A 19,553-nucleotide genomic window follows, 5' to 3' on the forward strand; every position below is an offset into this window, starting at 1 on the left:
AGAGCAACTACCGATCACTTAAAATACTTCTGAGAAAATGCCACCCTCTCCTCTGACCTCGCCAGCACTCTGTCTCGGCGACTCAAGCCCTCAACGCGCTGTAACCTCGGCAACAAACCAATATTGTTGGCCACCTGAATCGCTAAACCAGGACGCGCATTGAGCTCCAATATCATCGGCCCCAATTCCTTATCCAATACAATGTCCGCTCCCAAGTACCCTAACTCTGTCATCTCATAGGTCTGAGCAGCAAGATGCACCAAGCTTTGCCATTCAGGCACGACTAACTCATGAAGATCCCTCCCAGTATCTGGATGACGCTGGACTGGCCGACCAAACTGCACTGCACTCCGAGCTCTGCCTGTCACCAAATCAATCCCTACCCCCACAGCACCTTGGTGTAAGTTCGCTTTCCCATCAGATGCCTCGGTCGACAGACGCATCATCGCCATCACTGGATACCCAAGAAAAGTCACCACCCGTATGTCGGGCACCCCCTGATAAGAAAACCCCTCAAAGGCATCACTGAATTTAATCGCATACTCGACCATCGCCTTGTCATTCCTCCCACCAAGACTGTAAAGACCACTCAAGGTATTGTTCACATGCCTTCTCATATCAGCATGCTGCTGAACCTCACCACTCGGTTTGTAGAATGTCTCACCCTCGCGGTCTAAAATGACCATGATCCCCTTGCCCGCACTGCCCTGAGCAGGCTTGATCACAAATTGATCATGCCCTTCCAAGATCGCAGGCAACTCTCTCACCTGAGACTGCCTCTCAATCACCCCGTAAAGCTCTGGCACATTGAGACCAAACTCCTTCGCCAACAACTTCGTTTCTAACTTATCATCCACTCTAGGGTAAAGCTCCCTGCGGTTATAGCGTGCAATGTAGCGCGCATTGCGCTGGTTCATTCCAACAATCCCAGCCTTACGCAGCTGTGAAGGACTACACCACTGTACCCCTAAGAAGCTTTTCACGCCTCACCTCCCTTCTGCCTGTCAAAAAACGGGGCAAACCGAATCAACTCTGACACCCGATACCCAGCATACTGACCCAAGGCCAAAATCACCGCTAGCACCACCAACAAAATCTCAGGAAAAATAAATACCTGATACCGCAACATCCCATTGCCCATAACGGCATAAGCCATCAACGCCACAATCAAGCTACCCCCAGTCTGAACTGCAACTTCCCTAGCCCCATCTTCTTCCCATAAAATCGATAACCGCTCTACCGTCCATGCCAAAATAATTGTCGGAAACAAAGTCACCGACTGGACCAAACCCACCTCAAACTTCGACCCCAAGATCCCAAAACTCACCATGATCCCAATCACCACCACAACCACTGCCGAAATTCTCGGCACCAACAACAAATCCAACTTCGATAAGTAACTCCGCACCACTAATCCCGAACTCACAACCACCACAAAAAGACAGATTCCAGGTAGCAAATCGGTTTTCAAAAATGCCATCGCCAACAAAATCGGCATGAATGTCCCTGAGGTTTTCACTCCTATGATGTTACGCATCACCACAACAACCAATGCTCCAAAGGGAATCATCAGTAACAGCCGGTAGGCGTTCTGCTGTTCGATTGAAAGCGACAACAATGAAAAATCTACTAAGCCCTTGTCGGAACGCATCGCTGACTGTTGCTGTACGAACTCCGAGGGCAGCTGCTGCTCCATCACCGAAAAGGACACCTTCGCATTCTTCCCCCCCTGTAATTCAACCAATGCAGGCCCTCCACGCTGCCACGCCAAGACTCTCTCCGTGTCCACTGGCCGAATCTCTCCTACTTCAGAGAGTAAACGATCCCCCTCATGACGCACAAACACCGCTGACTTCAATGGAACCCGACTCGCACTCTCTCCTAACTCGATGTAGCGCACCAAATGAGCCTCATATCCCGCCTTGAGTAAAAGATTCAACAAAACCCGAGTTCTTGCTAAATCACTCCCCTTGCCCGCCATCAATGTCTGAACATTCTGGTTCGTATCACTCGCCAATGTCTCATTCAACTTGCTTGTAAAACTGGGCATATCAGCCGAGTACTTCCGCGCAGTCGCTATCACCTCATCAGCCGCTACTGCTACCGGACCATCCGTGTATGCTGGATCTAACTCCACAACCTCAAACTCCCCCCGCATCCTTTCTTCTACTGTCCTGCTGAAAATATTGACCCGGTAATATAACTCCTGCGGCCCCTCAGCCTTCTCTTTTGCCCAAGTTACGGTGCGATACACAGAATTACCATCCTCCGGCGGTACTGCTGGGATGAAACCATAGTCGCTCGAAGCCCCGCTTTCCTCCAACACCCCATACAACCTCTGTTCCCCAGGCACCGCAAATCGAACCTTCACCGCCTCACCCTTCGCCTCAAAATTGATTTTCGCCTCTATCGTCCATACCGCCGACTTCTCCCTCGGAAAAAACGGATAACCCACACTCAGGTGCTTGAACAATGCCAAGCCCACCCCAATAAGACTCAGACAGATAATCACCACCCTCAACTGAACACCTGCCTTCACTTCTTCCCTCCCTTCTTAAAGGGTTTCACCTTCAACACCTCTTTCTGACTCACATCCACTACCACCGCGCCTCGCAACAAATTGCGCCCAACCAGTAATGGATAGGTATACCCCGAACGATCCGCCAAGGAAAACTCTAACACTGGCTCACGCCCTGCAAACCGAGCCTTCAGCTTGACCACATACCTCTTCTGGGATTCAGCCCCATGCCGCTTAATCTCCGCCACTCGCACCACGCGCTTCTCTAAAACCTTCGCCTTACCCTTCTCCTGCGGATTCACTAACTCAAAACGCACCCAGTCCTCACCATCCCTCTCAAACGCTTCCACCTTCTCCGCATGAATCGAACTCGTCGTCGCCCCAGTATCTATACGTGCAGGATAATGCCAGCGAGCCTCCACAATCCCAATGGCCTCAACCTCCCCCATGGTGATGACCTCATTGGCTGTCTCCACTTCCTCAGCCATACTCGGCGGCGCAATACAAAAACCACTCAAAAATAACGTAGATAATAAACGATGTCGGATCATGATTAATCCACTTTCTAACATCATTTTTGACTCTATCCAAGAAGGAAGAGACATTTCACCCACCAAGAGCCTCACAACCAGCCACCAACTGTCTGATCAACCTAACCGTATACAATCGCAGCACAATACGTCAAAACCAAGAGCACTAAACAGATCAATGGGAGGGGTTCATTTTTCATCTATCTAGCAGATTAACTTTTAGATCTCGACTGCCAAGATCTTTTTCACCCCCTCATCAATTTGCCCCACAAAAGCCAATCCCTCAGCTCCCCATCGCGCCTCAACTCCAGCCATAACACTCACTGAAATTTCCATTTTACTAGTCTTGCATATTAAATAATCCCTTAGCAGACTCCCGCGCATGACACCTGAGCGACGCCAGCCAGTAGAATGCGAATTCATGCCAGATGATTATTTCAGCCGGCTTGACCCAACATGCCTCTTTGAAAATGACCAACCACTCGAGATCGACCTCGGCTGCGGGGACGGGTCATTCCTCATCGCTATGGCCAAACAATTCCCTGATCGCAATTTTCTCGGCGTCGAACGACTCCTTGGTCGTGTCAAAAAAGTCTGCAGAAAGGCCCACAATGAAGGCCTCAGCAATTGTAAAGTCCTCAGGCTCGAGTCCAAATACGTGATCGAATGGCTCTTCCCTGAAAACTCCATCGACCGCCTCCACCTCCTCTGCCCAGACCCATGGCCAAAGGCCCGCCACCACAAAAACCGCCTCGTCCAACAAGGCTTCCTCCAGGCCCTCTACAAAGCCCTCAAGCCCGGCGGTGAATTTTGCTTCAAAACCGACCACCCAGAATATTTCGAGTGGGTCGCTGAACAAATGCAGAAATTTAAAAAATTTGAACAACTCGACTGGCCAGAAGACGCCTTCTTCTACCCAAAAACCGACTTCCAAATCCAATGGGAAGCCGAGGGCAAAGTCGTCGAGCGCGCGCGCTTCCGCAAACCCGAATAAACTCTATTTGACCTTTTTACCATACGCGTAAACCATAAACGAAACACCGCTCTGCTAAGCTGAGCTGATGCCATGAAATCCGATAACATCCGCAAATACCGCCCTTTTCCTCCAGTCAAATTGACTGACCGCACCTGGCCTGACCAGCAGATTACCTCTGCTCCCATCTGGTGCTCAGTGGACCTAAGAGATGGTAACCAAGCACTCCCCCAACCAATGACTGTAGAAGAAAAGCTCGAGTTCTTCGACCTCCTCTGCCGCATTGGCTTCAAACAAATTGAAATCGGCTTTCCCTCAGCAGCGGACACTGAGTTTAACTTCTGTCGCCGCCTCATCGAAGAAAACCGCATCCCTGAAGATGTCACGATCCAAATCCTGGTTCAAACCCGTGAACACCTCATCCGTCGGTCCTTCGAGGCAATCAAAGGAGCGAAACGTGCCATCGTGCACATCTATAACTCCACCTCTCCACTCCAACGCCGCGTGACCTTCAGCGATGCATCGCGTGAACAAATCCGCGATATCGCCGTCGCCGGCGCCGAACTCGTCAAACAACTCACCCCCACAATTCCAGAGACTGAGGTCGTCCTCCAATATTCTCCAGAGTCATTCTCCGATACCGAACTCGATTTTGCTGTCGAATGCTGTAACGCCGTCATCGATGTCTGGGAACCAACTCCCGAGAAAAAGATGATCATCAACCTCCCCGATACGGTCCAATGGGCAACCCCCAATATCCATGCCGACCAAATCGAGTGGATGTGCCGCAACCTCCACCGTCGCGAAGCACTCGATGTCTCACTCCATACACACAATGACCGTGGCACCGGCACGGCTGCCACCGAACTTGGCCTCATGGCTGGAGCCGACCGAGTTGAAGGCACCCTCTTCGGTAATGGCGAGCGCACAGGGAACCTCGACATCATTAATGTCGCCCTCAACATGAACTCTCACGGAGTCCCAACCGGCCTCGACTTCAGCAACCTGGCTGACATCCGCGCCGTCTACGAGCGCGTCACCCGCATGACCGTCTCCGAACGCGCCCCCTACGCCGGAGAACTCGTCTTCACAGCCTTCTCAGGTTCACACCAAGACGCCATCAAGAAAGGACTCGACCGACGCAAAAAAGAAGTCGCTGATCAACCCGACCTCGCATGGGGCGTCCCATACCTCACCATCGACCCTGAGGATATTGGTAGATCCTATGAAGCGATTATCCGGATTAACTCACAATCTGGTAAAGGCGGTGTCGCCTACATCCTCGACCGCGAACATGGCTTTGACCTCCCCAAAACCATGCACCCACAAGTCGGAAAAACAATCTACGACCTCGCTGACTCACAAAGTAAAGAACTCGATGCCAACGAAATCCGTGACGCCTTCTTCGATTGTTTCGTCAACCTCCAGTCACCTCTGGAATTGCTCGACTACGAACTCGACCACCTCGGCGCCGGCGAAGTCAAGTGCCACGCCACCATCGCTATCAATGGAGAAACTCAGAAAATCTCCGGCTCAGGTAATGGCCCCATTAATTCGTTCGTCCATGCCCTCGAAGTCGCAGGCCTGAAGAATTTCACCCTCACCGACTATCGCTCGCACGCCATCCGTGGTGGCTCAGACTCAGATTCAGCAGCATACATCCAGCTACGCTCTAACGACTCTAACCTCACCCTCTGGGGCTGCGGAGTCGACCCCTCCATTGAAATGGCTGGCCTCAAAGCGCTTGTCTGTGCCTACAACCTTCTCGCCAACGCCTAAGCATGGTTGAATTCAAAATCTTTGGCATCCCAGTCCGAGTAGAAATGAGCTTCTGGTTCACTCTCGGACTTATTGGCCTCATCGGATCCAATGTTCAAAGCTCTAACGCATTGTTAGAGCTAGCCCTCTTCGTTCTTGCAGGATTCCTCTCAATCCTCATCCACGAACTCGGGCATGCACTGATGATCAAAAAGTACCGCCTTCCAACTCAAATCGTACTCTCCAGCTTTGGGGGCTACGCCATGTTCCCTGCAGGTGTACTCAATCGCCTCCAAGCCTTTCTCGTCACTGCCGCTGGCCCCGCACTCCAAATCCTTACAGCTGTCCTATTCTGGTTCACCATCAAACAAGTTGAAATGGGCGACAACATGCTCACCCACTTCTGCCTCATTTTTGTGGCTATCAGCATCTTTTGGGGACTGCTCAACTGCCTCCCCATCGTGCCGCTCGATGGAGGCCAAATGCTCGCATCCATCCTTGGCCCCAAAAAGACCCGCACTGTCTACCTCATCAGTGTCATCACCGCCATTGCGATCGGCGCTGTGGCCGTCTACTTCAGAGCCCCATTCGGCATCCTCCTAGCTGGCCTCTTCGCCTACCAGAACTACAAAGCCTGGCAGCAAACTAAACCCTAACCACGGGCCAGCCCATCGCTTCAACCAGAAGCTGCCTAGACTCATAATAAAAGAGCCGTAGTGAATTTCCACACTACGGCTCTTTGTATTTTTGAAAATGATCTCTGTTTACTGAACTTGGTGCATATGCACGTCTTGCTGCGGGAATGGAATAGAAATACCCTCTGCATCAAATGCCTTCTTCACAGCCTCAATTGTCGTGAAGTGGACATCCCAAAAATCAGCAGCTTTTACCCATACACGTACCGTGAAATTGACACTGCTATCAGCCAACTCACCTACCTTGATGAAGGGTTCTCTCCCTTCTTGATCGGTGATAATGGCCGATTGAGCTCCGAGAACCGATTGCAGCACCTCGCGCGCTTTGTCAATGTCGTCGCCGTAACCAATACCAAAACTGAAATCCACACGACGCTCAGGCATCGTTGAGTAATTCACCAGCGAGTCGTTAGAAACCTTCCCATTCGGAAGATGAATCATCTTGTTATCTGGTGTCAGCAAAATCGTCTGAAAAATCTGAATCTCCTTCACACACCCCGTGAACCCCTGAGTCTCGATAACATCACCCACCTTGAATGGACGGAATAATAACAACATCACCCCGCCAGCAAAATTCTGCAAAGTACCACTCAGTGCCATACCAATCGCCAAACCCATTGCTGCAAAGATTGCCGCAAAAGATGTCGCCTGCACTCCTACCGTCTCAATCGCTGAAACCACCACCCCGACCTTCACCAAGGTCGCTACCAAGGTGCAAATAAATGGCTTAATCGTCGCATCCACCCCCTTCTTGTCGAGCTGCTTGCCTACCAAAATGCCAAGCCAACCCGCCACTTTCCACCCCACAAAGAGCGTCACTAATGCCAAAAGTACTCTCATACCCCAATCCGCTCCCTGAGCTAATAAGTATGCCGTATCAAATGCTGCGATCATTGTATTCATCACTGCACCCTATAACTGTTAGCCCCAACTTTTTCTACCTCTATTTTTAAAACGATCGATCGCTCACAAGCCACCTTCCAGTTTCATTTTCTCCAAAAGTGGCTGCATATCTTCCAAGCCATCCCATACCTCTTTTAGGAAATACACCGGCGCACCACAACGCACAGCCAGCGCAATACAATCACTCGGCCGAGCATCCATCTCCACAATTTTGCGCTCCATGATTTCATTCTGAGCTTCAATGAAAAGCCGCGCATAATAAACCTCATCTTCCACACGCACAATCAATGCACGCATCATCCGCCCACCCAGCGCCTGCAATGTGCTGTTAAATAAATCATGGGTCAGCGGACGCACCACTTCCTCATTTGCCAAAGCAATATTGATCGCCGCCCCAATCGATGGGTCCACATAAAACACCGTCACCTTTTCACCATCCCCTAAAAACACCGCACACCCCGCTTGGGTTGGCATCAAGGCCACAGGCTCCACTCTCACTACTTCTGCTGACATAATCGATCTCCCTCACTTTATTGGCCATCACGAGCCATATACTTGCGTGACTGTAGCACATACTTTTCAGCCCAATGCTTCACATTGCGTTGATCTTCCAAATCGAGCGTTTTGACCACCTTTGCCGGTGAGCCCATCACCAATGACCCAGGTGGTATCACTGTGCCCCCTGTCACAAGAGCATTTGCCCCAATGATAGAACGCTCCCCAATCACTGCTCCATCCAAGATACATGCCCCCATGCCTACCAAAACCTCATCCTTCACTGTCGCAGCATGGACGATCGCCCCATGCCCCACTGTCACTAACTCTCCCAAGTAACTTCCATAATCGTCTGCCAAATGAATCACCGCATTGTCCTGCACATTGGACTTCGGCCCAATCACAATCTCGTTGATGTCCCCACGCAATGTCGCGTTGTACCAAATACTCGCCTCCTCACCCACTCTGACACGCCCAATGACGTCAGCACTACCCGCGATAAATGCCGAAGGGTGGATCTCTGGACGGTAAGATTCATATGTTTCAATCGCCATGCCTGCAAAGTAACGCCCAATCCCATCGCCTCAATGGTTTTTTTAGCCTTCCCTTGCTCTTGACGTATTCCTGAGCGATTCTATATCCCTTTCCGCTGTCTCCTCCCGATACAGCGAAAATTTAGATCCACCATACAAATGACAATACCGGCAGCCCCCCATAAATGCCCCATGCCTATACCCGAATAGCCTGATAGGCACCATTCCTAGAAATAATCAAAACTGCGGTCAGCGGACGAAACTCTTTGTCCAGATGACCTAGACATCTCACATGCAAGAATCCCTCACAGTTATCGGCATTATCCTCATCGGCATGGCTTTGCGCTCCTGTCGCAAACGCCTATTCCGCAAACTCGGAGCCCTTGTCTACCTCCTCGCTAGCGGCGTGATCGTCTACTTCCTCACCGCAAACCTCCTGCTTTCCATCGCATCCATCTTCCTATGGTTCTTACTCCCCTGGATCGAACTGGGCTCGCGCGTCCGAAAACTGAGACTCCCACTCAAAAACCACCTCCATGAAGAGGGCCGCCCAAGACTCCAGCATTTCCCCGAAGCTGCACACAATATCGATGAACTCGAAGCCCTCGATTTCGAACATAGCTCAGACTATAGCTGGGACTGGGCCGGTTCCTCCCAACATTACAGCTTCTACTGGCACCCAGAGGAACGTGCCGTCGTCACCATCTGCCTCTGTAAACAATCCAATATCGCCTTCTCCTACCTCACTATCTCATCACGCTGTAAAGACGGTAAGGTCTACCGCACCAGCAACTTCCCCTTCTCTCCGACCCTCAAAAACGCCCCGCACGTCTCCTGGAACCAACTCACCTGCAGGCACTGCACACTCGAAGACTCCCTCAATAACCACCGACGATTTATCCAGAAAAAAGGCACGGACTTCGATGCCCTCATGATGCCTGACCCCGACGCCCTCAATGAAGAAGTCGAAAATGATATGGCCACCCAAATTCAACATAACCTCGACTCCGGGATCATCACTCTCAGTGAAAATGGCAAATTCCGCTATTCCTTCAGAGGACTTTGCTTCCTCTGGAGACAATTTATCAAAGACATGATTCGCCTATCCTAGGCATCCACATTTTGGCATCTCCGTTCTGGTCATGCCCTTATTCTCACCTACACTCAGCCCCATGAATCATGAATGCTCAGAACCTCTTCCCGCTAAGAATATCATCTTAGTTGGTTTTATGGGTTCGGGAAAATCCACCATCGGCAGAGAACTCGGCCAACTCCTCAGCTACCCACTCATCGATACCGATAGTAAAATCGAAGAAAACGAAAAACTCTCCGTCGCCGATATCTTCTCACTCAAAGGCGAAGATTACTTCCGAGAATCAGAAACCCTCACCGTCCAACAACTCATCTCCGACGGCCTCACCCATCATATCATAGCCACTGGTGGTGGCCTCCCCGTTCGTCCAGAAAACCGCCCACTCCTCCGTGAACTCGGCTACGTCGTCTGGCTCGACGCAAATACTGACACCATCCTCGAACGCACCTCCCGTAACTCTAACCGACCGCTCCTGCAAACCGAGAACCCTCGTGCAACCATCGAAAAAATGCTAGCTCAGCGTAATGCAATCTACCAAGAAGTTGCGCACCTCCACCTCCAAACCACAGGACTCAATATCGCAGAAACTGCCCACGGCATCCTCGAAAGCGCAAGATACTTCTTCGGCCACTCGTAACCGACACGATTACGGTTGCATCTAGCCGCCGACTGTGAAGAATCCTCGCCCCCAGCCCTCAGCACTCGCATACACGTAGACCACATGGCACTCCTCAAACCATTTTCTGACTCAAAAGGACGCATCGCTTTCGATCTCGTCCGCAAGGAAATTAAGCAGGTTGAAAAACAAATTTCCCAGCAGGTCAATGCCTTTGACCCAGAGGTTGCCCCCTACATCGATTATATCTGTAACACCAGCGGCAAACGTATCCGCCCAGCTCTCGCTGTCCTCGCCGGTGGCGCACTCGGAAAAATCTCAGATGATAACCTCAAAATTGGCGTCATCTTTGAACTCATCCACATGGCAACCCTCGTCCACGACGATATTATCGATGAGGCCGATACCCGCCGTAAAACCCCCACCCCAAATGCAAAATGGGGCAATGGCATGGCCGTACTCCTCGGCGACGCCCTCTTCTCTCACGCTCTCCTCCTCGCTACCGAATTCGGCTGCATCGATATCTGCCGAAAAGTCGGTACCGCCTCGCGCGAAGTCTGCCAAGGTGAAGTCATCCAAACCCAACGCCGCTTCGACCTCAGCCTGACCAAAGAAGAATACTTTCAGGTCATCGCCATGAAAACGGGTGCGCTCTTCGCTGCATCCGCTGGTATCTCAGCCTCACTCTCAGGCGCCAACTCCGATACCGAACAAAAAATCTACGACTACGGCCTCAAACTCGGTACCGCATTCCAAATCTATGACGATTGCCTCGACCTCGTAGGATCCGAAGATACCGTCGGTAAAACACTCAGAACAGATCTCGAAAAAGGGAAACTCACCCTCCCACTTCTCAATCTCCTCGAAACCGCACCTAACAGTACTAAGAAGCAACTCCAAAAATCTATTAAAGATAAGGAGCCGCTCGACTTCGAAGGCCTAGTCGGTAAAGAAGCATACGCAGAAGCTGTTGACGACTCCCTCAATACTGCAGCCCAAATGCTCCAAGAGGCACGTTCTAACCTCGATTGCTTGCAACCTAACGACTACACTACTGGGTTGTTAGAAATTACAAAATATCTCGAGGACCTCATTGACAAATGTCGCCGCTAATACGGAGCTCACTTGAGCTATCCCATCTGGCATGCTAACCTCTCCTTCATGCCCATCAGAAGACTCATCGGACTCTCCATGATCCTAGCTGGATTCGTTTCCTCCTTCTACGGTATTACCGGTTTAGTCATCGCCACCTTCCTATGGGTGATCGGTGCAGCCATGTTCTCCCATAGCTTCCTCAAATAACTCAGCCCCCCGGTCACAGTGTCCATCCCTCTTCACGAGGAATTCTAACCTTGGTTCTAACGACGAGTTCGTATACCATTGCTAGAATACAAATTGTCGCTTCTGCGCTCTCATTGGTTTTTCGTGAATAAGTTCCACAACTTCCACCTCCTACTAACATGACTAAAAAATCCTTCTGTGACATCGACAACTTCATGCAGGGCCTCGTGCGCCGCAACCCAGCAGAGCCAAATTTTCACCAAGCCGTTCATGAAGTCGTGGAGAGTGTCATGCCCCTCATAGCCTCAACCCAACGATACCGTGATGCCAGCGTCTTAGAACGCATGACGGAACCCGACCGCATTATCACCTTCCGAGTAACTTGGATGGATGATGCCGGCAATGTCAGAGCTAACCGAGCCTGGCGCGTCCAATTCAACAATAGCATCGGCCCCTACAAAGGCGGACTCCGCTTCCATAAAGACGTCGACCTCGACACCCTCAAATTCCTTGGCTTCGAACAAACTTTTAAAAACTCTCTCACTGGACTCCCCATGGGCGGCGCTAAAGGAGGCTCAAACTTCAACCCAAAAGGTAAAAGTGACGCCGAAGTCATGCGCTTCTGCCACGCCATGATGACCGAACTCCAACGCCATATTGGTGAAGACACTGACGTGCCAGCCGGCGATATCGGAGTCGGAGGCAGAGAACTTGGCTACCTCTTCGGACAATACAAAAGACTCAATAACCGCTTCGCCGGTGTCATGACCGGGAAGGGCCTCTCCTTCGGTGGGAGTGCAGGACGTAAAGAAGCTACTGGTCACGGTGCCGTCTACTTTCTCCGAGAAATCCTCCAACACCGAGGTGAAAGCCTAGAGAACAAAACCGCTCTCGTCTCTGGCTCCGGAAACGTGGCCCTCTACGCCATCGAAAAACTCGACGAACTCGGCTGTAAAGCTCTGACCGCCTCCGATTCTTCAGGATTCATCTACGACCGAGATGGTATCTCCGGAGAAAAACTCGAATTCCTGAAAGACCTCAAAGAAGTGCGCCGCGGCCGCATCCATGAATACGCTGACGCCTTCGGCTGCGAGTTTCACGCCAAGAAACGTCCATGGGCCGTCAAAGCTGACTTCGCTCTCCCCTGCGCTACCCAAAATGAAATCAACGAGTCAGACGCCCAACATCTCGTCAAAAATGGTATCCATGCACTTGTGGAAGGCGCTAATATGCCAACCACCGCAGAGGGTGTACTCACACTGCAAAATGGAGGTGTCATTTTCGGCCCCGCAAAAGCAGCCAATGCTGGTGGCGTGGCAGTCTCTGGATTAGAACAAAGCCAAAATGCCCTGCGCATCGCTTGGTCCCGTGAAGAAGTCGACACCCGACTCAAAACGATCATGGCAGACATCCACCACAAGTGCCTCACGCATAGCCAAGAAGTCCACGGAGATATCGACTACGTGAAAGGCGCCAACCTCGCTGGCTTCGTCAAAGTCGCCGATGCCATGGTCGCCTACGGCGCCATCTGATCTACCAGTTGGTACCAGATTCAAACCACAGAGAATTCTAGATGGAAGATTCGAAGCGTGACGCTAGTACCTTTACTATGCTCAAAACAATCACCACAGCCATCCTGAGCCTCTGCATTATCTCGCAGGCACAAGCTATCAGTGGACCTGAACTTGCAAAACGCCAGTGCCGCTCAGTCCACCTCGGCTACAAAAAATCTGTCAATGACCCAAGCTATGCCTACATCGACCTCAAAGTCGATAAATCAGCTCCCGGCACCTACTTCTGCGCTCTAGGCTTCCACATGGGCTACCTCGGTATGCAAGAGCTCCCAAATGGAAAAAAGGTCGTGATCTTCTCCATCTGGGAACCCAATCATGGCCAAAACCCAAAAGCAGTGCCAGAAGACCGACGCACCAAACTCATCCGTAAAGGCGAGGGCGTTCGCACCGGCCGCTTCGGCAACGAAGGCACCGGCGGACAAAGCTTCTATAACTACGACTGGAAAGTCGGTGAATCCGTCAGCTTCCTCGTCAAGTCCCAGCGCATCAACGACGCAGCCACTCGCTACACCGGCTACTTCTTCAACAACCAAAGCCAGCAATGGCAGTTGATGACCGAATTCCAAACCCTCGCAAAAGGTAAACAACTCGGAAATGGCATCTACTCATTTGTGGAAGACTTCCGCCGAAACTACGAGTCAGCGAAAATCTCTCGCAGGGCGCAATACCTCAATGCCTATGCATCAGCAGACGGTAAAACTTGGAAACCCATGACCAACGCACGCTTCACCGCCGACAATACTCCCTCAGAAAATGTCGACGCCGGCCCGGTCAAGCAAGGCTTCTTCCTTCAAACCGGTGGAGAAACCACCCAGACAACGACCAAACTCTGGCAAGGGATGGAGACGAACACCGTACCCCAAACAGCGATGAAGCCTCTCCCTAAAGAAATTCAAGACAGCCTCAAATAGAATTCCTATCATCTGCTGTTTCCTAATTCTCCAGCCCTGACTTCTTGAGCAATTGCCTCGGAGTCAGGGCTTTTCTTTTGCATCCATCCGCTTCATCCCAACCAACCCTCAAGCTCAGTCTCTACCCCACCTTCTATCAAATCGACCAACTCTGGGTCCATATATGTGTATAGGTCAGGAATCTCCAAGTTGACAATTTCTGGCATCTCAACCAACTCCCCACGAAACCGTTGAACCAATTTCGCCCCTTGATCCCCCTCCATCACAAATACCAAATCAGCCCATTCCAAATCAGCCCTGCGGACGCAGCGCCGCGCCTTCTCACTCACCCCAGCGGATCGTACCGCCAGCCGCTGGTCATTCTGGTAAATCGTCTCTCCAGTCGGACTGCGCCATTGGTTTTTCCCACAAACAAAAAGGACATGAAGCCGCTCCATGCCCACTCTCTAGCAACTCTCCCCGCCAGTAGCAATCAGTTCTATTTCTCCGCCAATTGAGCAGAAATTTTCTTCGCCACCTGCTCTGCCATCAAGGCCGAACCCTGAGGCTTAAAATGCACATTCTTTGCTCTCTGAACTTCCCCCAGCCTCGGTAACATCAAGGCGTATAAGTCATTCACCTCTATGCCTTCTGAACCAACTACTTTCAAAGCTGCCTCATTGTATCGCTTTGCGTCAGCAGGGTCTCTGTAGGGAGACACGCCAGCTGGAAAAGGTGTCGTCGTCGCAAAAATTAACTGAGCCCCAGACCCTTTCAGCTTTGCCACTACCCTCTCTAAATTTTCCGTGTAAGTCTTCAAATCCGCCTGATATGGATCCTTGGGGTCATCGCTATTCTGAGAGCTGCCCGCCACTTTCACACGCTTCAGGTCGTGCAAGCCAAGGTTGAAATGAATCACATCCCATTTCTGCAATTTCAACCAATCGTCCAAATGCTTCAATGTGTGGGTCGTTCCTTGGCTGTTCCCTGGGTTGTGAATGACATTTGCTTTCCCCTTCAGCAATTTGCGCACCCCAGAGGTATAGCCAATAGAGATCGAATCCCCCAATATCAAAACCATCGGTAAGGAGGGGTCCACTTTCATCTCCTTCTTGCCCCGTTTCTTTCTGAGTTCATCAGATCCCTCCTCAGGAACATAACCTCCCTGCGCAAAACCTAAACAGCTCAGCGCAGCCCATAAACTCACAATCAACTTCATCATACTCCTAATAACGTACTCATCTCCCAATTTAGGACACCACTCTCCTAACTTCCCTCCCAATAATGATGCTATCAGAAACCTGCAGAACACTCTGGAGGAATGTCTATCGACAAGCAATAGCTCCAGCACGAACAAGCATTCAGCCGATAAAACTTAAGTAAACGATTTTTACCTTTTCTCACTTCACACCCAAAGAACTTCACACCACACTCGCCCACGTGCAACAATCCGCAAAAGTCCTCATCGATGGTCCCTCAGAACTTATGTTCGATTACCTCGTCCCCGAGACTATGCAGATCCTCCCTGGCTGCCGTGTGCGCGTGCCTCTCCGAAGCAGAGATTCTACGGGCACCGTTATCGACATTGGCCCTCCACCACAAACGAACTTCGCTCTACGCCAAATCAGTGCCCTGATTGACCCAGAGCCACTCATCACCCCCAAGCTGATGCAGCTGGGAAAATGGATCGCCAATTACTACGTCGCACCTCTCGAGCAAGTCATGCGAGCCCTCCTCCCCGAGTCAGTTAGACAAGACGCGCATAGTGAGAAAACTAGGAAAGTTGCCTCACTCACCGCCATGCCTGAAGCTGACGAGCTCGAAAAAATGGCAAAACGCGCTCCCAAACAACACATCATCCTCAAGCTTCTCCAAGCCAATGGTGGAACGATGAGCCTCAAAGAACTCGGGGGGGGATCCGTCAGTGCCGCAGTCAAATCACTTGAGAAAAAAGGCCACCTCCAGCTCATTGAAGAGGCTGTCCGCCGCAACCCAGACGAAGACCAAGAATTCCTCGAAACCACACCACTTAATCTCAACCCCGAACAAAAACAAGCTCTCGACCAGATCACCACACCTAAGACTAACCAATCTGGCACCCCTAAACCTATCCTCCTCCACGGCGTCACTGGCTCCGGCAAAACTGAGGTTTACCTCCAAGCCGTCCAACATACTCTGGACCAAGGCAAAAGCGCCCTCGTCCTGATTCCTGAAATTTCACTCACCCCCCAAACAGTCCAACGCTTTAAATCCCGCTTCGCATCTCTCCAAGACCAAGTGGCCGTCCTTCACTCCCACCTCTCTCAGGGGGAACGCTTCGATGAATGGCACCGCATTCGAAACGGAGAAGCCCGCATCGTCATCGGCGCACGCTCCGCCATCTTCGCCCCACTCACCAACCTCGGCATCATCATTGTCGACGAAGAACACGAGAACACCTACAAACAAGAAACTGCCCCCCGCTACCATGGCCGCGATATCGCTGTCCTGCGAGCACACTTCGAAAAAGCGACCGTCGTCCTCGGCTCTGCCACCCCCTCACTCGAATCCTTCCAGAATACCCAATCGGGAAAGTATGAACTCATCCGGCTCACCCAAAGGGCCGATTCCCAAGCAATGCCCATCATGCGCGTCCTCGATATGCGCATCGAAGCCCAAAAACAAAAAGGCCGTGTCGCCATCCTCTCCGATCGACTTCGCGTCTCGATGGAAAAAAAACTCAAACAAGGGGAACAAATTATCCTCTTTCTCAACCGCCGAGGATTCGCCCGCTCACTCCAATGCCCCCCCTGTGGCCACGTGTGCGAGTGCCAGCATTGTGCCATCCCCCTAACATACCACCGCACTGAAGAACGGCTCATCTGCCACATGTGTGGCTACCAGGCACTCCCACCAAAAAAATGCCCGAGCTGCGGCGACGAGGCCATCCGCCTCCAAGGCTTCGGAACCCAAAAAGTAGAAGAGGTCATCCAGAAAGTCTTCCCCCAAGCACGCATGGCACGTATCGATGCCGATACCATGCGCCGCAAAAATGCCCTGCGCGATACCCTAAATAAATTCAAAGCTCACAAAATTGACATCATCATTGGTACGCAAATGATCGCGAAAGGCCTGCACTTCCCCAATGTCACACTCGTGGGGATCCTCAATGCCGACCTCGGACTCCACGTCCCCGATTTCAGAGCAGGTGAACGCACCTTCCAGCTTCTCACCCAGGTTGCTGGCAGAGCCGGCCGCGGCGAGTTAGAAGGTGAAGTCATTGTCCAAACATTCACCCCTCACAGTCCTAGCATCCAGTTCGCCCGCCATCACGACTTCGATGGATATGCAGAACAAGAACTCCAATTCCGCAACCAGTTCGTCTACCCCCCATTCTCACACTGCGCCCTGCTTGGCACCCGATCCACCCATGAGCGGCGCGCAGAATTCACCCTAGAAAACCTCCACAAGCGTCTCCAAAAAGATCTCCCTCCACAAATTGAAATCGGAGAACCGATGCCCTCCCCACTCACTCGCGCCCACGGCCAGTTCCGCTACCAACTCATGCTGAAATCCACCTCGGCGCGCGCCCTCCACCAACATGTCCAACGCACTCTAGCGGCTACCCCACCACCTGAAGACGTCACAATTATCTTCGATATGGACGCCCTAGGCTTCTTCTAAGACCATTGATAGAAACGGAATGGACGAAAGCTCATTCCGATTAACTCTAAAATCGCGAAGCGCAAACTTCACCAGACTGAACCACACTCGATTCATCTATTCCTAGTCGAGAGATAGTAAAAGCAAGAAACCGATTTTCCTACCGGCTAGGTGACGCGCAGTGCCTCTACAGTACGTCTCGTTGCACCTTGATGTAGCTCTAACACTTGCTGCGCAGCTGCAACACCTTGGCTACAAGCACCACTCAATGCGCGACGCACAGCCTCCCCGATCTCAGCCCCGCTCCCTAAACACTCAATGCCCCCCACCTCTCTCAACATCGAAACTAACGGTTCAAAATTACTCATGTCAGGCCCCGTGATGACGGGTACACCTGCCGCCACCGCTTCAGTCGGGTTCTGTCCCCCGATTCCAAGAAAACTTTTACCAATGATAGCCACATCCGCATGAGCTGTCCAATCACGTAACTCACCCGTGCTATCAATCACAAAACACGCACTCTCAGGATTACGCGGAACCCGAAATTGGCTTCGGAGAATCACCTCATAACCTAACCTCTCCAAATCCCCCCTCACCTCATCACGGCGTTCAGCATGACGAGGCACAATCACACATAACCCCTCTTCTTCTAACATAGCTTCGGCTACCATTGCCTCTTCCCCAGCATGAGTACTCAATGCCATAACCACCTTGCGACCACGTCCAAAGGCATCGAGCATCTCCTGAAACTCAGGCCGACAACGCGGTGCAACTGCTCCTGCCTGATCAAACTTAATACTCCCTGTTACCTCGATCGCTTTTCTTGAGACTCCAATAGATTGCCACCTCTCACTATCCGCCGCATCGGGAACCCCAACCTTATCAAACAAGCCAAAAATAGGAGCCACCAAGCCACGAACCTTTTGGTAACGCCTCTCAGACCGTGGCGAAAGACGTGCGTTGCCAACCGTAATCGGTATCCTACGCTCATGTGCCATCGCTAATAAATTTGGCCAAACCTCCGATTCTATCAAAACCAATTGCTTCGGCTCAAAACGCTTCAACATGCCTCCCACCACCCATGGTAAATCCACTGGGCTATAAATCACCCTAACATTACTCGGTGCCTGCTCCACCGCCACTGCATGCCCAGTCGCCGTCGTCGGCGCTAATACAATAGAATCCTCCGAATACATATTCTGCCACGATGCTATCAACTTCAAGGCAATCAAAACCTCACCCACACTCACAGCATGGATATACACCACCCCACTCGGCTCAAAATCCACAGATTCGTCATAGATTCCAATGCGCTCTAATAAACCTGTGCCAAAACCTCCCCGCTTCAACATCTTAATGACCCACGGACCCACCCCAATAACCAATAAAATAGGTAAGATCAGATTGTACACTAATCGCACCCAAAATAATCCACTCACTTTCATCTAAGACCCTACTTTCTTGATAAATAACATCGTACATCCACCATAAGTCCGCTTGTCCACAAGCCTCCAACCCATTCCCAATTCTGGCTTGTGCTGAGAATCTACCTCTACAACTAACAAGCCATCATCGGCTAACATCCCGAGCAGCCCCGCTTCGCTTAACAATTGAGAAGCAAAGTCAGTATCCCCAGGAACCTTATAATAAGGAGGGTCCGCAAAAATAAGATCAAAACTTTCCCTCCCCCTCTTTACATAGGCCAGAGCATCACTCTGAACCACAGTGCCACCAGCTAAGCCCAAGCTTGCCAAATTCTCCCCCACAACCTTCACACATCCCTTATTCTGCTCCACAAAAGTACAGGAATGCGCACCACGACTCAATGCCTCCAACCCCAATGACCCCGCTCCCGCAAATAAATCCAATACCCGCGCACCATCAACATATGCCTGTAAAATGGAAAATAAGGCTTCACGTGCACGGTCCGTCGTCGGCCTCACTAAAGCCTTCGGAACTCGGATCTCTCTTCTCTTAGCACTACCTGCAATGATTCGCATACGCGACTGCTACCAATTCAACCCTCACTTGAGAATGCTAAAAAAAGCCCCT

Annotated in this window: 20 protein-coding genes; 10 read left to right on the plus strand and 10 right to left on the minus strand. The window is 51.3% G+C overall.

What is annotated here, in order from left to right; all coding sequences use genetic code 11:
- Positions 1-14 precede the first annotated feature (14 nt).
- Genes ACFSW8_RS02460 through ACFSW8_RS02470 form a run of 3 tightly spaced genes read right to left on the minus strand, consistent with a single transcriptional unit; the run spans position 15 to position 3,069 of the window.
- The gene (locus ACFSW8_RS02460; RefSeq protein WP_377089166.1) at positions 15-983 is read right to left on the minus strand and encodes an alpha-L-glutamate ligase-like protein; all 969 of its coding nucleotides are present in this window, start codon (positions 981-983) and stop codon (positions 15-17) included.
- A complete protein-coding gene (locus ACFSW8_RS02465; protein ID WP_377089165.1) occupies positions 980-2,539 on the minus strand; it encodes an inactive transglutaminase family protein in 1,560 nt (519 codons plus the stop codon). The genes ACFSW8_RS02460 and ACFSW8_RS02465 overlap by 4 nt, the downstream gene beginning before the upstream one ends.
- Positions 2,536-3,069, minus strand: a complete 534-nt coding sequence (locus tag ACFSW8_RS02470) for an ATP-dependent zinc protease family protein (protein ID WP_377089164.1) — start codon at positions 3,067-3,069, stop codon at positions 2,536-2,538. The genes ACFSW8_RS02465 and ACFSW8_RS02470 overlap by 4 nt, the downstream gene beginning before the upstream one ends.
- Positions 3,070-3,430: 361 nt before the next feature.
- Here ACFSW8_RS02470 and trmB point away from each other — a divergent pair, with 361 nt between their 5' ends.
- The 3 genes from trmB to ACFSW8_RS02485 all read left to right on the plus strand — a co-directional run bounded on the left by trmB (position 3,431) and on the right by ACFSW8_RS02485 (position 6,435).
- Positions 3,431-4,042 carry a tRNA (guanosine(46)-N7)-methyltransferase TrmB gene (trmB, locus tag ACFSW8_RS02475; RefSeq protein ID WP_377177333.1) on the plus strand — a complete coding sequence of 204 codons (612 nt, stop codon included), beginning with the start codon at positions 3,431-3,433 and terminating at the stop codon, positions 4,040-4,042.
- A gap of 72 nt (positions 4,043-4,114) precedes the next feature.
- Entirely contained in the window at positions 4,115-5,800 is a 1,686-nt protein-coding gene (gene leuA / locus ACFSW8_RS02480) for a 2-isopropylmalate synthase (protein WP_377089160.1), read from the plus strand.
- 2 nt (positions 5,801-5,802) lie between these two features.
- Positions 5,803-6,435 (plus strand): metalloprotease, encoded by a 633-nt coding sequence (locus ACFSW8_RS02485; protein ID WP_377089159.1) that lies wholly within the window; start codon positions 5,803-5,805, stop codon positions 6,433-6,435.
- 108 nt (positions 6,436-6,543) lie between these two features.
- Here ACFSW8_RS02485 and ACFSW8_RS02490 read toward each other — a convergent pair whose 3' ends face one another.
- From ACFSW8_RS02490 to ACFSW8_RS02500, 3 genes are all read right to left on the minus strand, one after another.
- Positions 6,544-7,377, minus strand: coding sequence for a mechanosensitive ion channel family protein (locus ACFSW8_RS02490; RefSeq protein ID WP_377089157.1), 834 nt, complete (start codon positions 7,375-7,377; stop codon positions 6,544-6,546).
- A gap of 63 nt (positions 7,378-7,440) precedes the next feature.
- On the minus strand, positions 7,441-7,890 hold the full coding sequence (locus ACFSW8_RS02495) for a bifunctional nuclease family protein (protein WP_377089156.1): 450 nt from the start codon (positions 7,888-7,890) through the stop codon (positions 7,441-7,443).
- A 17-nt stretch (positions 7,891-7,907) separates the two neighbouring features.
- Positions 7,908-8,426, minus strand: coding sequence for a gamma carbonic anhydrase family protein (locus tag ACFSW8_RS02500; protein WP_377089155.1), 519 nt, complete (start codon positions 8,424-8,426; stop codon positions 7,908-7,910).
- 271 nt (positions 8,427-8,697) lie between these two features.
- On the opposite strand from ACFSW8_RS02500, the gene ACFSW8_RS02505 reads away from it, so the two are divergent.
- The 6 genes from ACFSW8_RS02505 to ACFSW8_RS02530 all read left to right on the plus strand — a co-directional run bounded on the left by ACFSW8_RS02505 (position 8,698) and on the right by ACFSW8_RS02530 (position 13,880).
- Positions 8,698-9,516, plus strand: a complete 819-nt coding sequence (locus tag ACFSW8_RS02505) for a hypothetical protein (RefSeq protein WP_377089154.1) — start codon at positions 8,698-8,700, stop codon at positions 9,514-9,516.
- 61 nt (positions 9,517-9,577) lie between these two features.
- Positions 9,578-10,135 carry a shikimate kinase gene (locus tag ACFSW8_RS02510; RefSeq protein WP_377177335.1) on the plus strand — a complete coding sequence of 186 codons (558 nt, stop codon included), beginning with the start codon at positions 9,578-9,580 and terminating at the stop codon, positions 10,133-10,135.
- An 84-nt stretch (positions 10,136-10,219) separates the two neighbouring features.
- Positions 10,220-11,227, plus strand: coding sequence for a polyprenyl synthetase family protein (locus tag ACFSW8_RS02515; protein ID WP_377177337.1), 1,008 nt, complete (start codon positions 10,220-10,222; stop codon positions 11,225-11,227).
- Positions 11,228-11,275: 48 nt separating this feature from the next.
- Positions 11,276-11,416, plus strand: coding sequence for a hypothetical protein (locus ACFSW8_RS02520; protein ID WP_377177339.1), 141 nt, complete (start codon positions 11,276-11,278; stop codon positions 11,414-11,416).
- Positions 11,417-11,574: 158 nt separating this feature from the next.
- The gene (gdhA, locus tag ACFSW8_RS02525; RefSeq protein ID WP_377089149.1) at positions 11,575-12,927 is read left to right on the plus strand and encodes an NADP-specific glutamate dehydrogenase; all 1,353 of its coding nucleotides are present in this window, start codon (positions 11,575-11,577) and stop codon (positions 12,925-12,927) included.
- Positions 12,928-13,004: 77 nt separating this feature from the next.
- Positions 13,005-13,880: a DUF3472 domain-containing protein gene (locus ACFSW8_RS02530; protein ID WP_377177341.1), complete on the plus strand. Its 876-nt coding sequence runs from the start codon at positions 13,005-13,007 to the stop codon at positions 13,878-13,880.
- Positions 13,881-13,972: 92 nt separating this feature from the next.
- Here ACFSW8_RS02530 and ACFSW8_RS02535 read toward each other — a convergent pair whose 3' ends face one another.
- Together ACFSW8_RS02535 and ACFSW8_RS02540 are read right to left on the minus strand one after the other, a co-directional pair.
- A complete protein-coding gene (locus ACFSW8_RS02535; RefSeq protein WP_377089147.1) occupies positions 13,973-14,317 on the minus strand; it encodes a low molecular weight protein tyrosine phosphatase family protein in 345 nt (114 codons plus the stop codon).
- A gap of 41 nt (positions 14,318-14,358) precedes the next feature.
- Positions 14,359-15,081 (minus strand): SGNH/GDSL hydrolase family protein, encoded by a 723-nt coding sequence (locus ACFSW8_RS02540; protein ID WP_377177343.1) that lies wholly within the window; start codon positions 15,079-15,081, stop codon positions 14,359-14,361.
- Positions 15,082-15,299: 218 nt separating this feature from the next.
- On the opposite strand from ACFSW8_RS02540, the gene priA reads away from it, so the two are divergent.
- Positions 15,300-17,522: a replication restart helicase PriA gene (priA, locus tag ACFSW8_RS02545; RefSeq protein WP_377089144.1), complete on the plus strand. Its 2,223-nt coding sequence runs from the start codon at positions 15,300-15,302 to the stop codon at positions 17,520-17,522.
- 146 nt (positions 17,523-17,668) lie between these two features.
- Here priA and ACFSW8_RS02550 read toward each other — a convergent pair whose 3' ends face one another.
- Positions 17,669-18,946 carry a 3-deoxy-D-manno-octulosonic acid transferase gene (locus ACFSW8_RS02550; protein ID WP_377177345.1) on the minus strand — a complete coding sequence of 426 codons (1,278 nt, stop codon included), beginning with the start codon at positions 18,944-18,946 and terminating at the stop codon, positions 17,669-17,671.
- Entirely contained in the window at positions 18,947-19,501 is a 555-nt protein-coding gene (gene rsmD / locus ACFSW8_RS02555) for a 16S rRNA (guanine(966)-N(2))-methyltransferase RsmD (RefSeq protein ID WP_377089142.1), read from the minus strand.
- Between the last annotated feature and the right edge of the window lie 52 nt (positions 19,502-19,553).

It is taken from the genome of Rubritalea tangerina (assembly GCF_042683245.1).
In the GTDB taxonomy this organism is placed as follows: Bacteria; Verrucomicrobiota; Verrucomicrobiia; order Verrucomicrobiales; family Akkermansiaceae; genus Rubritalea; species Rubritalea tangerina.

Bases quoted from the DNA above. Each gene is read 5' to 3' on its own strand.
- ACFSW8_RS02470 (WP_377089164.1), bottom strand. From the start codon at position 3,069: ATGATCCGACATCGTTTATTATCTACGTTATTTTTGAGTGGTTTTTGT.
- trmB (WP_377177333.1), top strand. From the start codon at position 3,431: ATGACACCTGAGCGACGCCAGCCAGTAGAATGCGAATTCATGCCAGAT.
- leuA (WP_377089160.1), top strand. From the start codon at position 4,115: ATGAAATCCGATAACATCCGCAAATACCGCCCTTTTCCTCCAGTCAAA.
- ACFSW8_RS02485 (WP_377089159.1), top strand. From the start codon at position 5,803: ATGGTTGAATTCAAAATCTTTGGCATCCCAGTCCGAGTAGAAATGAGC.
- ACFSW8_RS02490 (WP_377089157.1), bottom strand. From the start codon at position 7,377: ATGAATACAATGATCGCAGCATTTGATACGGCATACTTATTAGCTCAG.
- ACFSW8_RS02495 (WP_377089156.1), bottom strand. From the start codon at position 7,890: ATGTCAGCAGAAGTAGTGAGAGTGGAGCCTGTGGCCTTGATGCCAACC.
- ACFSW8_RS02500 (WP_377089155.1), bottom strand. From the start codon at position 8,426: ATGGCGATTGAAACATATGAATCTTACCGTCCAGAGATCCACCCTTCG.
- ACFSW8_RS02505 (WP_377089154.1), top strand. From the start codon at position 8,698: ATGCAAGAATCCCTCACAGTTATCGGCATTATCCTCATCGGCATGGCT.
- ACFSW8_RS02510 (WP_377177335.1), top strand. From the start codon at position 9,578: ATGAATCATGAATGCTCAGAACCTCTTCCCGCTAAGAATATCATCTTA.
- ACFSW8_RS02515 (WP_377177337.1), top strand. From the start codon at position 10,220: ATGGCACTCCTCAAACCATTTTCTGACTCAAAAGGACGCATCGCTTTC.
- ACFSW8_RS02520 (WP_377177339.1), top strand. From the start codon at position 11,276: ATGCCCATCAGAAGACTCATCGGACTCTCCATGATCCTAGCTGGATTC.
- gdhA (WP_377089149.1), top strand. From the start codon at position 11,575: ATGACTAAAAAATCCTTCTGTGACATCGACAACTTCATGCAGGGCCTC.
- ACFSW8_RS02530 (WP_377177341.1), top strand. From the start codon at position 13,005: ATGCTCAAAACAATCACCACAGCCATCCTGAGCCTCTGCATTATCTCG.
- ACFSW8_RS02535 (WP_377089147.1), bottom strand. From the start codon at position 14,317: ATGGAGCGGCTTCATGTCCTTTTTGTTTGTGGGAAAAACCAATGGCGC.
- ACFSW8_RS02540 (WP_377177343.1), bottom strand. From the start codon at position 15,081: ATGATGAAGTTGATTGTGAGTTTATGGGCTGCGCTGAGCTGTTTAGGT.
- ACFSW8_RS02550 (WP_377177345.1), bottom strand. From the start codon at position 18,946: ATGAAAGTGAGTGGATTATTTTGGGTGCGATTAGTGTACAATCTGATC.
- rsmD (WP_377089142.1), bottom strand. From the start codon at position 19,501: ATGCGAATCATTGCAGGTAGTGCTAAGAGAAGAGAGATCCGAGTTCCG.